The 15,660-nt window shown below is 59.4% G+C and carries 7 protein-coding genes and 5 pseudogenes; 6 read left to right on the forward strand and 6 right to left on the reverse strand.

Features of this window, described 5'->3' with window-relative positions; genetic code table 11:
- Entirely contained in the window at positions 1 to 534 is a 534-nt protein-coding gene (locus AU14_RS16385; RefSeq protein WP_041342577.1) for an RDD family protein, read from the forward strand.
- A 15-nt stretch (positions 535 to 549) separates the two neighbouring features.
- On the opposite strand, the gene lptG is transcribed toward AU14_RS16385, so the two are convergent.
- Together lptG and lptF are read right to left on the reverse strand one after the other, a co-directional pair.
- Positions 550 to 1,611: an LPS export ABC transporter permease LptG gene (gene lptG, locus AU14_RS16390; RefSeq protein ID WP_041342580.1), complete on the reverse strand. Its 1,062-nt coding sequence runs from the start codon at positions 1,609 to 1,611 to the stop codon at positions 550 to 552.
- Positions 1,604 to 2,706 (reverse strand): annotated as a pseudogene (lptF, locus tag AU14_RS16395) (LPS export ABC transporter permease LptF). Before lptF ends, lptG begins: the two are co-directional and overlap by 8 nt.
- Positions 2,707 to 2,953: 247 nt before the next feature.
- Between lptF and AU14_RS16400 the strand changes: the two are divergent.
- The 5 genes and pseudogenes from AU14_RS16400 to AU14_RS16420 form a co-directional block, all read left to right on the forward strand.
- Positions 2,954 to 4,445 (forward strand): annotated as a pseudogene (locus AU14_RS16400) (leucyl aminopeptidase).
- A complete protein-coding gene (locus AU14_RS16405; RefSeq protein WP_041342583.1) occupies positions 4,432 to 4,944 on the forward strand; it encodes a DNA polymerase III subunit chi in 513 nt (170 codons plus the stop codon). The pseudogene AU14_RS16400 and the gene AU14_RS16405 overlap by 14 nt, the downstream one beginning before the upstream one ends.
- 86 nt (positions 4,945 to 5,030) lie before the next feature.
- Positions 5,031 to 7,882, forward strand: a pseudogene (locus AU14_RS16410) (valine--tRNA ligase).
- 4 nt (positions 7,883 to 7,886) lie between these two features.
- Complete coding sequence (locus AU14_RS16415) at positions 7,887 to 8,780, forward strand: ketopantoate reductase family protein (protein ID WP_158498330.1); 894 nt, start codon at positions 7,887 to 7,889, stop codon at positions 8,778 to 8,780.
- Positions 8,781 to 8,793: 13 nt separating this feature from the next.
- A pseudogene (locus AU14_RS16420) lies at positions 8,794 to 9,336 on the forward strand (cob(I)yrinic acid a,c-diamide adenosyltransferase); the annotation flags it as partial.
- Positions 9,337 to 9,378: 42 nt separating this feature from the next.
- Here the strand turns inward: AU14_RS16420 and AU14_RS16425 are convergent.
- The 4 genes and pseudogenes from AU14_RS16425 to AU14_RS16440 form a co-directional block, all read right to left on the reverse strand.
- Entirely contained in the window at positions 9,379 to 11,409 is a 2,031-nt protein-coding gene (locus AU14_RS16425; protein WP_041342589.1) for a methyl-accepting chemotaxis protein, read from the reverse strand.
- A 126-nt stretch (positions 11,410 to 11,535) separates the two neighbouring features.
- Entirely contained in the window at positions 11,536 to 12,420 is an 885-nt protein-coding gene (locus AU14_RS16430; protein ID WP_041342592.1) for a histidine kinase, read from the reverse strand.
- 6 nt (positions 12,421 to 12,426) lie between these two features.
- Positions 12,427 to 12,996 (reverse strand): 1,6-anhydro-N-acetylmuramyl-L-alanine amidase AmpD, encoded by a 570-nt coding sequence (gene ampD, locus AU14_RS16435; RefSeq protein ID WP_041344069.1) that lies wholly within the window; start codon positions 12,994 to 12,996, stop codon positions 12,427 to 12,429.
- Positions 12,997 to 13,132: 136 nt separating this feature from the next.
- Positions 13,133 to 15,491: pseudogene (locus AU14_RS16440) on the reverse strand (DUF1631 domain-containing protein).
- Between the last annotated feature and the right edge of the window lie 169 nt (positions 15,492 to 15,660).

A 15,660-nucleotide genomic window follows, 5' to 3' on the forward strand; every position in this document is an offset into this window, starting at 1 on the left:
ATGCCCCGACGCTTCCATGATGCCGAAGAACTGTTGCCACCGGCCACATTTCTGAAGCGTGCACTAGCCATTATCTATGACGGCCTGATCAGTATCGCGGTTCTACTCGTGGCGACCTGGATCTACACCGTGATTGGTGGATGGTTCACCGGCTGGGACAAGTTTGAAGAGATGGCGGAAGCAGGCCAGCTGGCCGGAGATCCCGGTCTCACCTTTGCCCTGTTTCTGACCCTGTACCTGTTCTTCGCGTATTTCTGGACTCGCATCGGCCAGACACTGGGCATGCAGGTCTGGCGCATCCGCATTGAGAACCTGGACGGCACCTCAGTGAGCTGGAGCCAGGCTCTGCGCCGCTATGTAACAGCAGCCGCGGTGATCTTTCTGACCTTGCTGGCAAGCTACTATGTCGGCGCAATCACCTTGATCATCACCCTGCCCGCCGTGCTCGCCCTGTTCTTCCCTATCAATGGCCTGTCGGTCACCGATCGCCTGTCCGGCAGCGTGGTGGTGCAGGTTCCGAAAGAAAGCAAATAACTGCCAGCAGCCCGACTAACCGGCCCGGCGCATCAGGATGGCGCCGGCCGCCGCGTTGATGGCAATCGGGATCAGTACCGCCAGCATCGGGTTAAAGCCATACACCAGACTCATCGGCCCGAGCAGATCCTGCATGTACTTGAACAGCAGGCCCACCAGTAAGCCGGTGAATACCCGGAACCCCATGGTCACCGACCGCAGCGGGCCGAAAATAAAGGAAATCGCCACCAGCACCATCACCCCGGTACCTAAAGGCATCAGTGTCTTTTTCCAGAATGCCAGCCAGTACCGCGACGCGTTCAGATCCTGCTCTTCCAGGTAACTGGCATAGGTGTACAGGCCAGACATGGAGAGGTTCTCCGGCTTTACGATCAGCACGCTCAGCACCTGGGGCGACAGCCCGGTTTCCCAACGCATGGACTGTTCCGTTTCCAGCGCTGTTCCCTCATTTTCAAGAAGGGTTCTGCGGACATCCTCCAGGCGCCAGTGATCGCCCTGGAATATGCCGCGCTTGGCAAAGCTGGCCGACTGCAGCTCCCGCTCCTCGTTGAACCGGAACAGTGACACGCCGTGTAGCACGCCATTGGGCTGCACCGCATTGAGGTGGATAAAGACATCGCCTTCCCGGTGCCAGACCCCGGTGGCGGAGGCTACATTGCTGCCGGCGCCGAGCGCCACCGCTTTCTCGCTTTGCGCAAGACGTTCAGCCGGCGGCGCTACGTATTCGCCGATGAGCACACCCAGAACCACAACCACCAGCGCCGGCTTCATGGCCGACCAGACAATGCGCTTCAGGGAAACACCGGCGGCCCGGATCACCGTCAGTTCAGACGAACTGGCCATGGAGCCAAGCCCCACCAGGCAACCCATAAAGGCGCCCAACGGCAGGTAATCGTAGATGCGCCGTGGCAAGGTCAGGGCCACGTACCAGAGTGCTTCCAGGGTCTGATAGTTGTTGCGGGTGTCTTCCAGCTCGGCGATGAACCCGAAGATCAGGTCCAGCGACAACACCACCACCATGACCAGAAACATGGCACCGCCAACGGTGCGCATGACATAACCGTCAATCCTACGCATGGGTGCGCGCCTCCTTCAGTGCCCTGCGCTTATGCAGCCACGCCGGTCCAAATTGCAGCCAGAGCCCAAACGACAGGAACAGGGCGTGCACCCAGAGCATACCGATCCACTCCGGCACCTTGCCATCGGCGAGGGCATCCCGGGCGACGATCAGAAGCCCCAGGTAGGTGATGTACACCAGCATCGCCGGCAGCAGATGAAAGAACCGGCCCTGGCGTGGATTGACCCGGCTCAGGCGAACCGCCAGCAGGGTCACGATGGGCACAATCAAGGGCAGCGAGAAGCGCCAATGCAGAAGCGCTCGATCCTCAAGGTTGTCGGACTTCATCAAGGCCAGGGTGCTGAGCCCTTCCTCCAGCTCCCGGGTGCCTTTTTCCCCGCTCTCGATTTTCAGACCGTAGCTTCGAAGCCGGTGACGTTGTAATCCAGTCGGCCGGCCTCGCCGTTAAAACGGCCTCCTTCTTCCAGAATCAGGAACCGGCTACCAGTCTCGCGATCGATCAGCTGGGATCCGGAATTGGCGGTGAAGATCGTAATACCCTCGCCGTCCTTGCCGTACTCCGCAATGAATACGCCGCGCAACTCCCGTTTGTCGTCGCTGAGGCCTTCGGTATAGGTCACCCGGTTACCGGCACTGAAATCCTGAAAACGACCGGGCGCCAGCATTTCAAATTCGGTAGCCTGGCGCTGCTCGTTGAAGATCTGCTCCACCTGCTTCATGCCCCAGGGCGATACATACAGGCTCATGGCTCCGACCACGACCATCACCGGCAGGCTGCCGAGCAGGGTTTTGGTCAGTAGTTGCCGGTCACTCACGCCACAGGCAAACAACACCGTCATTTCGCTTTCAAGGTACATGCGCCCGTACGCCAGCAGAATGCCAATGAACAGGCCCAGAGGCAGGATCAGTTCAAGGAAGCCGGGAAAACGGAACGCCATGATCGAGAACAGCACATCAGCAGCGATCTCGCCTTCCGCGGCGCTGCCCAGGTACTTCAGGAACCGGCCGCTCATGAACACCAGCAAAAGAATGCCGGAGACGGCCACCATACTGATCATCACCTGGCGAATTAGATAACGGAAAATAATGGTCAAAAGGATCTCTCTGCCGGTGCCGGTAAATCATGGAGGAAACAGGTAACTGCGCGTATTCTATGTAACCTTCGGGCCGAATGACAGAGTCGGAACGATACAGACGGCCCCGGCCCGTGACTCTCGAACAACTCTGGCGTAAGTAGCCCCATGGCTTGATAAATGCGCGGCCGGCCCCAATGCTAGACTAGATCGGAAATCGCTTCCGCCTTCGGCGGTGAGTTCTTCAAAAGAATCAACAGGAGTTGCCATGAATTTCAGCCTGAGCAGTAAAGCCATTGCCAGCACCAAAGCCGACTGTCTTGTTATTGGCCTGCCCGAAAAAGGCACCTGGCCAGAATCCACGACTCAGGCCGACGAAGCGCTGGACGGGTTGATCAAGACACTCCAGAAGAACGGCGACGTCAGTGGTAAGAACGCCACCACCCGCACCGTACCGCTGAGCAACCAGCCTGGAGCCGGGTTGTGGTTGTGGGCACTGGCAATGACAACGAGCGCACCCAGGCCACCTACCGCAAAGCCCTGATTGCCATGGTCGGCGCGCTGAAAGACGGCCCCTCCAGATCCGCGCTGATCACACTGACCGACACCGCCGTTACCGGCACTGACGCGGTCAGCTCTGAAGAGGCTCGCCTCAATCTGATCGGTCGCACCCTGGAAGAACAGCTCTACACCTTCCACGACTACAAGAGCGACAAGCCGGCCGCGCGCAAGCTCAACAAGCTTGTGGTCACGGCCTCCGGCAGCGGCAAGGGCATGAAAGACGCCTTCAATCTGGGTCTGGCGACCGGTCGTGGCATGAACTTTACCCGCGATTTGGGCAACACCCCGCCCAACATCTGCCATCCGGAATACCTTGCCCAGCAAGCCAAGCGCATGGCCAAGGAGCACGACTGCATCAAGACTGAAGTGCTCGACGAAAAGCAGATGGAAAAGATGGGTATGAACACCATCCTCGCCGTCGGCAAGGGCAGCACCCAGCCGCCACGCCTGATCGTAATGGAATATCGCGGTGGCAATTCGAAGGACAAGCCGCACGTGCTGGTTGGAAAAGGCATCACCTTTGATACCGGTGGTATCAGCCTGAAGCCGGGCGCCGGCATGGACGAAATGAAGTACGACATGGGCGGCTCTGCCAGTGTTTTCGGCACCATGCAGGTCCTGGCAGAAACCCAACCCAAGATCAACGTGGTTGCGGTGGTCGCGGCCGCTGAAAACATGCCGGACGGTGGTGCCTGCCGCCCGGGTGACATTGTCACCACCCTGTCGGGCCAGACCGTCGAGATCCTGAACACCGACGCCGAGGGCCGCCTGGTGCTGTGCGACGCCCTCACCTACGTCAAGAAGTTTGATCCGGAAGCGGTGATCGACATGGCCACCCTGACCGGTGCCTGCATCGTGGCCCTGGGCCACCACGCCACTGGCCTGCTGGCCAACAACGATGAACTGGCGAATGAGCTGCTGGCCGCCGGTGAACGCTCCGACGACCGCGCCTGGCGCCTGCCGCTTTGGGACGATTACCAGAGCCAGCTGGACAGCAACTTCGCCGACATGCAGAACATCGGCGATCGCTCCGCCGGCACCATCACCGCGGCGTGCTTCCTGTCCCGCTTCGCCAAGGAGTACCGCTGGGCGCACCTGGATATTGCAGGTACAGCCTGGCATTCCGGCAAGGCCAAAGCGCCTCCGGTCGCCCGGTGCCCCTGCTGGTTAACTACCTGATGTCTCATGTCGGCAAATAACACCGACGGACACCCGGAGCCGGGCAGCACCGCTGCCCGGGCCTCCGGACAGAGCGACGCCAATCAACGCTACTGGTTCCACATCCTGGCCCAGAACACGCCCGCTGCCCGCAACCTGCACGCCGCCAAACTGGTGGACAAGGCCTGGCAACAAGGCGATCGCGTCTGTGTGGTCTGCGATACCATGCAGCACGCTCAGGAATTGGACGACCTGCTCTGGAACTTCAGTCCGGATGCGTTCATCCCACACAGCTTAATACCCGATTCCGCCACTACCTGTCCCGAGCCCGTTGGCATTCTCCTGTGCCCACCTGTGGCCGAGGACTGGGACACCGTGGTCATATTGTCTGCCACCCTGCCGGCCGACGCCGACCGCTTCAAACGTCTTGCCCTGGTCGCCCATAACGACCCAGCGGTTCTGAACCAGGCACGATCACACTTCAAGCAGCTTCGGGCCCTCGGTATCGAACCGAAAGTCCACGATCAACGAAAGCGCTGAGGTTCGCCGCAAACAAGGCGACCATGTATAATCGTGCGTCCTGAATTTTCCCTTGCGAACTAACCAACGGTCACCTGCAGATACCCATGGAAAAAACCTACCAGCCAGAAAATATCGAGCGCCAGTGGTACGAAAACTGGGAAGCCAAGGGCTATTTCCGCCCCACCGGTGAAGGCGAGTCCTACAGCATCGCCATTCCGCCACCCAACGTTACCGGCAGCCTGCATATGGGCCACGCGTTCCAGCACACGATCATGGACACGCTCACCCGGTATAAGCGCATGCAGGGCCACAACACGCTTTGGCAGGTAGGCACCGACCATGCCGGCATCGCCACCCAGATGGTGGTGGAGCGCAAGCTGGCCGCAGAAGAGGAAAAGACCCGCCACGACCTGGGCCGCGACGAGTTCATCAAGCGGATCTGGGACTGGAAGGAAGAATCCGGCGGCACCATCACCCGCCAGATGCGCCGCTTGGGCAACTCGGTCGACTGGGACCACGAACGCTTCACCATGGACGATGGCTTCTACAAGGCCGTTCAGGAAGTCTTCATTCGCCTGTATGACGAAGGCCTGGTGTACCGCGGCAAGCGCCTGGTGAACTGGGACCCGAAACTGCACACCGCCATTTCCGACCTGGAAGTGGAGAACAAGGAAGAAAAGGGCTTTTTCTGGCACCTGCGTTACCCGCTGGCTGACGGCGCCAAGACTCAGGACGGCAAGGACTATGTGGTGGTCGCCACCACCCGCCCGGAAACCATGCTGGGCGATACCGCCGTTGCCGTACACCCGGACGACGAGCGCTATCAGCACCTGATCGGCAAGCACGTGCTGCTGCCGCTGGTGAATCGCCGGATTGCCATTGTTGCCGACCACCACGCCGATCCGGAAAAAGGCAGCGGGTGCGTCAAGATTACCCCGGCCCACGACTTCAACGACTACGCCGTGGGCAAGCGCAACGAACTGCCGATGATCAACGTGATGACCCAGGACGCCAACATCCGGGACGTCGCCGAGGTGTTCAATTCCGACGGCACCGAGAACACCGATATCGACGGCCAGTTGCCGACTGCCTACGCCGGCCTGACCCGCGAGGCAGCCCGCAAGGCTATCGTGGCCGACCTGAACGACGCCGGCCTGCTTGAACGGGAAGAAGACCACGTTCTGAGTGTTCCCCGGGGTGACCGTTCCGGACTGATCATCGAGCCGATGCTGACCGACCAATGGTTTGCCGACGCCAAGACCCTGGCCAAGCCCGCTATTGAAGCGGTCGAAGACGGCCGTATCCAGTTCGTGCCCAAGCAGTACGAGAACATGTACTTCTCCTGGATGCGTGACATCCAGGACTGGTGCATTTCCCGCCAGCTCTGGTGGGGCCACCGAATCCCGGCCTGGTACGACGCCGAGGGCAACATCTACGTTGGCCGCAGCGAAGAAGAGGTACGCCAGAAGCACAGCCTCGACAGTGACCTGGAACTGTCCCAGGACGCCGACGTGCTGGACACCTGGTTCAGCTCCGCGCTGTGGACCTTCGGTACCCTGGGCTGGCCCGAGATCACTGAACGCCTGAAGCAGTTCCATCCCACCGATGTGCTGGTCACCGGCTTCGACATTATCTTCTTCTGGGTTGCCCGGATGATCATGATGACCATGCACTTCATGAAGAACGAAGACGGCACGCCGCAGGTGCCCTTCCACACCGTGTACGTCACCGGCCTGATCCGCGACGAGCACGGCGACAAGATGTCCAAGTCCAAGGGCAACGTGATTGACCCGCTGGACATGATCGACGGCATCGGTCTGGACGACCTGCTGGAGAAGCGCACCGGTAACCTGATGCAGCCGAAACTGGCTGAGAAGATTGGCAAACGCACCCAGAAGGAATTCCCCGAAGGCATCACCGCCCACGGTACCGACGCCCTGCGCTTTACCCTGGCAGCCATGGCGACCACCGGCCGTGACATCAACTGGGACATGAAGCGCCTCGAAGGCTACCGCAACTTCTGCAACAAGCTTTGGAACGCCGCGCGCTATGTGCTGATGAACACCGAAGGCGAAGACTGCGGTGTGAATGACGAGCCCGTCGAGCTGTCCCTGGCAGACCGCTGGATCATCAGCGAGCTGCAGACCTGCGAGCAGGAGGTGATTCGTCACCTGGACCAATACCGCTTCGATCTGGCCGCCTACGCGCTGTACGAGTTCATCTGGAATGAATACTGCGACTGGTACCTGGAACTGTCCAAACCGGTACTCAGCGATGACAGCGCCAGCGCCGAAGCCAAGCGTGGCACGCGCCGCACCCTGGTTCGCGTGCTGGAAGCCGTGCTGCGGGTCGCGCACCCGATCATGCCGTTCATCACCGAGGAAATCTGGCAGCGGATCGCCCCGCTGGCGGGCAAATCCGGCGACAGCATCATGCTGCAGCCCTACCCGCAACCGGACAGTGGCAAGCAGGACAGCGCCATCACCGCCGATATCGAGTGGCTCAAAGGCGTGATTCTGGCCGTGCGCAACATCCGCGGCGAGATGAACATCTCCCCGGCCAAGAAAGTACCGGTGCTGCTGCGTGGCCAGAGTGCCGACGACAAACGCCGTATGGACGACAACCGCCAGTTCCTTGCGTCTCTGGCCAAGCTGGACAGCTTGGACTGGTTTGACGGTGATAAAGCCCCGATGTCCGCCACTCAACTGGTTGGTGAGATGGAAGTACTGGTACCCATGGCCGGTCTGATTGATAAGGACGCTGAGCTCAAGCGCCTGGACAAGGAACTGGAGCGACTGCAGAAAGAAATCGGACGTCTGGAAGGCAAGCTGGGCAATGAGAAGTTTACCGCCAAGCGCCCGCCGAAGTGGTGGAGAAAGAACAGGAAAAGCTCCGGGATGCCCAGGGCAGCCTGTCCCGTCTCAGTGAGCAACGGGCCGACATCGAGGCCATGTAACGGCATGATTGCCATTCTTGGCGCAGGGGCAATGGGGCGGCTATGGGCCGCCTCATTGCCCGCTGATGATCCCGTCTTCATTGCCCGCCCTGGGCAGAGCCCCGGCACACCCCTCAGCTACAACTTTCTCGCCCTGGACGGCAGCGAACGCACGGTCACCGTGCCCTGGCTTGCACCCTCACAGGTCCCTGAGCTGGTTTTGGTTACCACCAAAGCAGGCGACACCCTGACGGCCCTGGAGGCCATTGCCGAGTCCCTGCCGCCCACCGTGCCTATCGTGTTGTTCCAGAATGGTCTGGGTAGCCAGCAACAAGTTGCCGCGCGCTGGCCGGAGCGACCCGTTCTGGCCGCCAGTACCACCGAGGGCGCCAACCGGCCGTCGTCTGACCGGGTTGTACATGCCGGTGCCGGCGCCACCTGGCTGGGCCCAATGACCGCCCCGGCCAATGCGATCCTGGCGGAATGCACGACGGCGCTCGCCAGCAGCGGACTCACCGTGCATGCTGAATCAGACATCCTCGGTCGGCTGTGGCAGAAGCTGGTGATCAACGCCGGTATCAACCCATTCACCGCTCTGCTCGACTGCCCCAACGGCGATATTCTTCACGCCGACCTGTTCCTGAACCACATTGATGGCCTGTGCGAGGAAATCGCCACCCTGATGGAGGCGGCTGGCCAGCCACGGCAAACACCGGCAACCTTGAGAGAACGCATCGAAACTATTGCCCGCAATACCGCTCGCAATACCTCGTCCATGCGCAGCGACGTGCAGAACGGACGCGCCACTGAAGTTGATTACATCAACGGCTTCCTGGTGAGGCTGGGCCAATCCAAAGGAATTGCCACACCGGTGAACCAAATGTTAGCGGAGCGGGTACATCAACTGTCACTAAACTAACAGGAGTAAGCCCATGGGCAATCGCCTTTCGAAGATCTACACCCGAACCGGAGACGATGGCTCAACCGGCCTGGCCGATGGCAACCGAATTGCCAAGAATGCCCAACGGGTTGATGCCATGGGCACCGCCGACGAGCTGAACTGCCACGTCGGCCTGCTGATCGAAACCCTCGACAGCGACGATGAGTTGATTGAAAGCCTGCGGCGAATCCAGCATCACCTGTTCGATCTGGGCGGTGAATTTGCCATTCCAGGCAGCACCGTGATTGGTGAGGATCATATCAACTGGCTGGAACAGACCCTGGACACCTACAACGAGGGCCTGCCACCGCTGAAAAACTTCGTGCTGCCCGGTGGCTCGCCGGCCGCTGCCCAGTGTCACCTTGCCCGAGCCGTGTGCCGCCGTGCCGAGCGCATCGTGGTTGCCCTGGGGCACGAGGATTCCATCAACACCGCATCCCGGCACTACCTGAACCGGCTCTCGGACTTGCTGTTCGTTGTCGCCCGGGTTTTGGCACGACGGGAAAACGGGGAAGAGATTTTGTGGGAACAAAAAAATCCGGCCTTTAAGGCCGGATTTTTTCTTGCAGCAGTTAACTTATACCTTGAACGCTTCCACCAGGCGCTGCAGCGAAGCGGTCAGCTCCGACATCTCCCGGGATGAGCCCAGGGTTTCCTCGGCGTTCGCCGCCGTTGTCTGACCCAGCTCACCGATCTGTTCAACGCTGGCGTTTACATCTTTGGCGACCGCTGACTGCTCTTCCGCCGCTTGCGCGATCTGATGACTCATGTCCACGATGGTCGAAATGCCACGGGCAATGCGATCAAGCGCCTCGGTGACCTCGCCGGACTTGGTCACGGTTTTCTCGGTCACATCCCGGCTGTTGGTCATCGCCGACACTGCGTCCTTCACGCCGCTCTGCAGGCGCGAGATCATACCCTCGATTTCTTCCGTGGATTTATGAGTACGTTGAGACAGTGACCGGACCTCGTCGGCAACCACCGCGAAACCTCGACCCTGTTCACCCGCCCGGGCTGCCTCAATGGCCGCGTTCAACGCCAGCAGATTGGTCTGCTCGGCAATAGCCTTGATCTCTACCAATACCTGGCTGATGTTATCGCTATCGTGGCTAACCCGGTTGATGACATCAACCGCTCCGGAAATCTCTGTCGCCAATCGATTGATGGTTTCGACGGTGTCGGCCACTACTTTACGTCCGGTCTCGGTATCGCTTTCCGCGGTACCGGCGCTGTCTGCTACGCGATGGGCGCTTTCAGTCACTTCGTTAACCGCGCTCACCATCTGGTTCATGGCTTCATTGATCTGGCCACTCTCCTCCATCTGACGCGCCACCGCGCTGCTGTTGGCTGCGGCGGTATCGTTCACCCGACTCGCCTGCTGGTCGACGTCGCCGGTGGTGCGGCTGACCGAGCGGATCAGCTCCGCAATGCGGTCGGTCATGCTGTTAAATTCGTCAGTCAGCTCGCCCAGTTCATCCCGATTACGCAACTGGATGTGGGTGGTCATATCGCCCGCCGCCACATTCCGGGCCGCCTCGGTAAAGCGGTTGATGGCGTTGCGCACCGACATGAAGAAACCCACGTACAGGTAGACCACCACCAGCAGGATCGCGATCAGAGCTACCACGATCAGCCGACGCTGATTGACCTCTTGCTCCAGACGCGAGGACAGATTGGCCTCTACCACATTAAAGATGGCCAGTGACAGCTCGTCGTAGCTATCAAGCTGTGCACGAATCCGGCTGTCGTATTGCTGCCAGGGCATTTCAAGGCGCATGGGTGAAATCACATTCAGCTCAAGCAGGTCGCGCACTACAATCAGGCTCTCATTTACCTGATCGATGCTGTTGCCGGCTTCTTCGGATAACTGGCCAGAAGCCTCGGAGGCCACCGACAACGCCGGTTCAAGCAGGGAGGCACGGTTGGTCAGGCGATCATAGATACTGTTCAGCACCTCGCTCAGGGCGTAACCGACCTGGCCTTCCACCAAGGCGAAGCTGCCGTAGGACCGAGCCTGGCCGATGACACTGCGAGCTTCTGGCAGCGCCTCGCGGACCAGTCCCAGCAGTAACTGGTTCTGTCGGGAGGAGTCCTGCCCCAGGCCGGAGATTTCAACGGTGGCCGGTAGCAACGCCACCACTTTCTGGACGAATTCCTGATAGTACTTGAACTGGGCATCGATGTTGCCCTGGTAATTATCATCGGCGCGCAGGGCTTCCCAATCCTGCTGGAGAGCCGTCACCTGCTCTGCCCAGGAACCGGATGCATCAAACGACCGCTCTTCCGCCAGCAACGATTCAAAAATCGCGTCGACGGTGTCAGCCGCCTCTTCAGAGGCAGCGATCAGTTCGTCTTTGTTCTTGAGGATGCCGGGGGCACGGTAATCCCGATACGCCATGGTAGAAGAGAGTAATTGCTCGGCGTTACGCAACTGCTCAAGGCCCTCGACGCCGCGGGTCATGGTCTGCACGGATTGATTCAGCTGAGACATGACCAGCCAGGACAGCCCACCGATGGGTAACAGGAAAAGAATGCTGATCAGGCTGAATTTATACACCATCGGCAGCCGGTTCATCAGTGCTATGGCGGGATAAATTAGATGCTTCATGGTCACTCTTCTTGTTGGCCGTTCAACAAATGAACGTTGATTCTTGCTTATTATTATCGCCTAAGGCTTTAAAAACTTGAGCGTTATTTGTTGTATTAAATTGTTATGTCTTTGACCTCACTGCCATTAGACGATGCCAAAAATGACCAGCAGCGCCAGCGCACAGATCCAGACCAGCATGCTGCGGTTCAGCAAATCACGGATGGCACTCAGGCTTCGGCCGCCGAAATCGGCCCATTCCTCCGGGTGCATCTGGGAGAACCGATTCGGATCCAGCGCATACCCGGTTAACGACCCATTGGCGGAAATCATGAGGGTGTCTGCAACATTTTTGTGCAATCGCCCCGCCCCATCCGGTGATTCTCTGAGCCAGCCGGCCAGATCCCCCGCAATCCCGAAGGTCACCGACAACAACCGCACCGGAATCCAGGCCAGAATCTCCGCATAGCGTTGAAACCGCGGCCGCGCTGCTGCCCGTGGCCACTGTTCAGCCAAGGCCACCATGCCCCTGGCCAAGACCGCCAACCCTATGCCACCCACCACATACCAGAAGGCAACCAGGAAAAAGCGCTGAAAGACGGTGACCATGAACACCCGCGCCACCGAAAGATGCAAGGCATCCGGTGACAAGGCTGCACCCCGCTCTTCGGCTGGCAGGCGATCTTCAACATTGCGCCAGGCAGCCTGCATATCACCCCTGCGCCAGGACATCGAGTAAGCACGAAGCACGGTGTTCCAGCCCGGAGCGCCCATCAACAGCACCAGAATCAGGATTTCCAATGGGTAGCCCGCAATTTGCCAGCCAATCGCGTCCAGCGCGAAAATACCCAGCCCTGCCACCAGCGCGCAGGCAACCAGCATCAGGCCGGCACCAATGCCGGACTCGTGCCCGGCTTTTACTATGTCGGCGCGGTGAAACCAGTGCCGCCAGAGTGTTTCACCAGACAGCCGGTTGGCGGTATCGAGCTGGCGTCGAATCAGGTAGGCAAGCAGAAAAACGATCAAAACCATGAAGCGTCACTCCCCGGCGACTGCAGCGTTAGCCAGCACGGCACGAAAATGGGACCAGTCGAAGGCCGGACCTGGATCGGTCTTGCGGCCCGGGGCAATGTCGCAATGCCCGGTCAGGCGCTCCGACGTGATTGCAGGCCAGGCCGTCATGATCAAGTGAGCCGTGGCGGCCAACTGACGATACTGGTCTTCGGTGTAGGGCACGTCGTCGGCGCCCTCAAGTTCGATGCCAATGGAGAAATCATTGCACTCTTCCTCGCCCTGAAAGTTGGAGCGGCCTGCGTGCCAGGCGCGATCAAGCAGGCTGACAAACTGCACCATCGAGCCATCCCGGCGAATCAGGGCATGAGCCGACACCTGCATACCGGCGATGGTTTCAAAGTAGGGATGGGCCGTGTGGTCCAGACGGTTGCAGAAGAAGTCCTCTATCTCTGGCCCGCCAAACCGACCCGGTGGCAAGCTGATATTATGCACCACCAGTAGCGAAACCGAGGCATCATCGGGGCGTGGGCCAAAATTGGGAGAGGGACACCAGCGGGCCTCAGGAAGCTTCCCGGTCTCGCGGACTGTGGTGATGGTTAGGTCGGAAAAGACCTGTCTGGCTGGTTCGGCGTCTGAGTGCGGCAAGGTAAATCCAAAGGTATCAGGGCATTACAGAATGCCCTGATTGAAGCACAAAGACGCCGGCTTGGCTACGACTGCCAGGACGACTTCAATCCTTCCGGCTGCTGCGCAGGTTATCGATGATGGATTCCAGGGCCCGGTCGAAAATCAGGCCGTCATCCAGCAGGGTAATTTCGCTGGCAGCCATGGCTGTTGCCAGGTTCTCGCGGTGATACTCCGCCACTTTAGCGCCGCTACGATTGACGAAAATGTACTTGCCAGTGGCCTTGATGAACGCCGCCAGCTTGCAGCGCACCTTGGTGCCGTCTCGGGACAGTTCAATCCACGAGCCAACTCTCAGGCCATCCGCACGCTTGAGCCATTCCTCGGCCACCTCCGGTTCAGACTCGGCCGCGTCTGGTGTCACCGGTGCTTGTCTGCCTCAGTCACCGCGCCAGGTGTTGCCTGCGACAGGGACTCAGCTACGGCGACGGCATCTGCCCTCGCCTCTTCCGCCCCAGTCTCGGCCAAGGGTTCAGACTCTACAAAAGCTTCGGTTTCTACCGGCGTTTCTAATGCCGCTTCGGACCTGGCAGGCGCCGTGACCAATTGCTGGAACACATCCACGTGCACTAGCTCCAGGTCACGGATCGCCGAATCAGTGGCAAACGGATCCCAGGAAATTTCCTGCAGTGCCTGGCGCAGATCATCAACGATGGTCGGAATTGCCCGCAGCAAATCACCGCGGGTGTCTCGGTGACCGGATGGGGGTCTACGCTCCACACCAGGCGCTCGGTCAGTGCCCGGGCCTCCGCCCAGCGCTCACCTTCGACACCTTCACGCAGCACTACCCACTGCAGGTATTTGTTCCAGGCATCTCGAAGTAAGTCGCTAACCGGTGCTGGCACCTCTCGATCGGCAAGCAGAGCATCCACCACACCGTTGGCGGCGTCAGCGGCCTGCTCCTGCTTGGCACGTCCCTCTTCGGCATCGCGCAGCCGCTGCTCCACCAGCTCACGTCTACGACGGTCGAGATCCATAAAATGGCTGAAGTCGTCCAGAAGCTCCTCGAACAAGCCGACGTTGTCGGTGAACTCGTTTAGGATTCGCTCGACCACCGATTCAATCTTGTCTCGCAGCGGATCACGCTGCCCGGAGCGTTTCTCGGCCCAGCCAATGGCTGACATCGCAAGCTCATTCAGCAGCTTGCGAACCGGGTGACCACCACGATTAAAGAAGTTCCGGTCACTCAGGGCAACCTTCAAGACTGGAATCTGCAACCGCCCGATCAGGGATTTCATTACCGGATGGAGTTGGCGATCTTCCAGAATAAAATCGAACAGCATGGTCACCAGATTGATGACGTCGTTGTCGATCTGCCCAACTTCGTAGGAATTGCCATTATTGGTTGTGAGCGCCGGTGCCAGTTGATCATTCAACGCAACGACCTGACCTTCGCCCCACTGGCCACACGTGGCCTGAACCTGGCTCAACCGGGCCATGAGGGCTTCGGTATCCAGATGCCCTTCACTTGGCCCAGGTGTGCGATTTGCCCAGGCCCCACCGCCCTGGTGCAACAGTGCACTCAATTCCGAGAAGGTTGCACGCGGTGCAAACTGTTCGCTGTATCCGCCCATATCGACACGAGGCCCGTTCCCACGGCTCGGGGGTGCCACACCATTTTGCTGTCCGACACTCGAAACCCCGCCATTTGGGGCCACACCCGCCTGAGCACCAACATTGGGAGCTGCCCCCTGACTTGGACGAGACTGCCCGACCGGTGCCCGCTTCATGTCCGGCAGAACGCCTTCCGCTACAAGAGTGCGATTGGCTTCCTGATAAAAATCACCCAGGGTATCGGCCAACAGGCGATCAAACATCTTCAGCACGACAAGCTTTGCACGGATATCAATGTCCAGATCGGCACAAGCTTCGGCCACACCGCCGCATATCACCTCCGGGCTCAATGGCATCTGGTTGTCCGCCAGATCCACTTTGGGAACCAGGTGGCTGACCCGCACTAACAGCAGGCGAATCTGGTCGGCATAGCGATTGCGTAACTTATTGACCAGGTTGTCGACGGCAACCTGTTGTTCGAGCTGAGAATGATCCACCAGACTGAGGGAATCCTGATCCACCTCACCGAGCGAACCTGAGGACTGGCGCGGTTTAAACTTGCCAATATCATTGAAGGCCTGGCTGACATACTGCAAAACGGAGACGACCATTGCCTTGCGCTGCAACCGGAGTTCACGCATGGCGTCAAAGTAGCCGGTCTGGTCAACATTGGTGGCGGCGCGATCGGCCAGTTCAAACAGGGCGTCGTCTGCCCGATCGAAGAAATTTGCCAGGACTTTCTGCAGCGACTGACCCGATGCGTCACGTAATCGAACCAGCGCCGGCGGCAACGAAAATCGCTGCAGCGGCTTCTGGCCAACCATACTGACAATCTTATTATCGTGCGCCATTGAACTGCTCCGGGCCTGATCGCGCGAGTGCGTAACGTGTTCTGTCACTTCATAATACGAGCTGCCCACGTCAGCTTGTGTCAGATTATGTCACCTTTTGTTTAGATCAGACGCTGTTCACAGTTTAGCAGTTTGCCACCGGCGGATTGGCGAATGCCGTTCAGGCCTA

Source organism: Marinobacter similis (assembly GCF_000830985.1).
Classification (GTDB): domain Bacteria; phylum Pseudomonadota; class Gammaproteobacteria; order Pseudomonadales; family Oleiphilaceae; genus Marinobacter; species Marinobacter similis.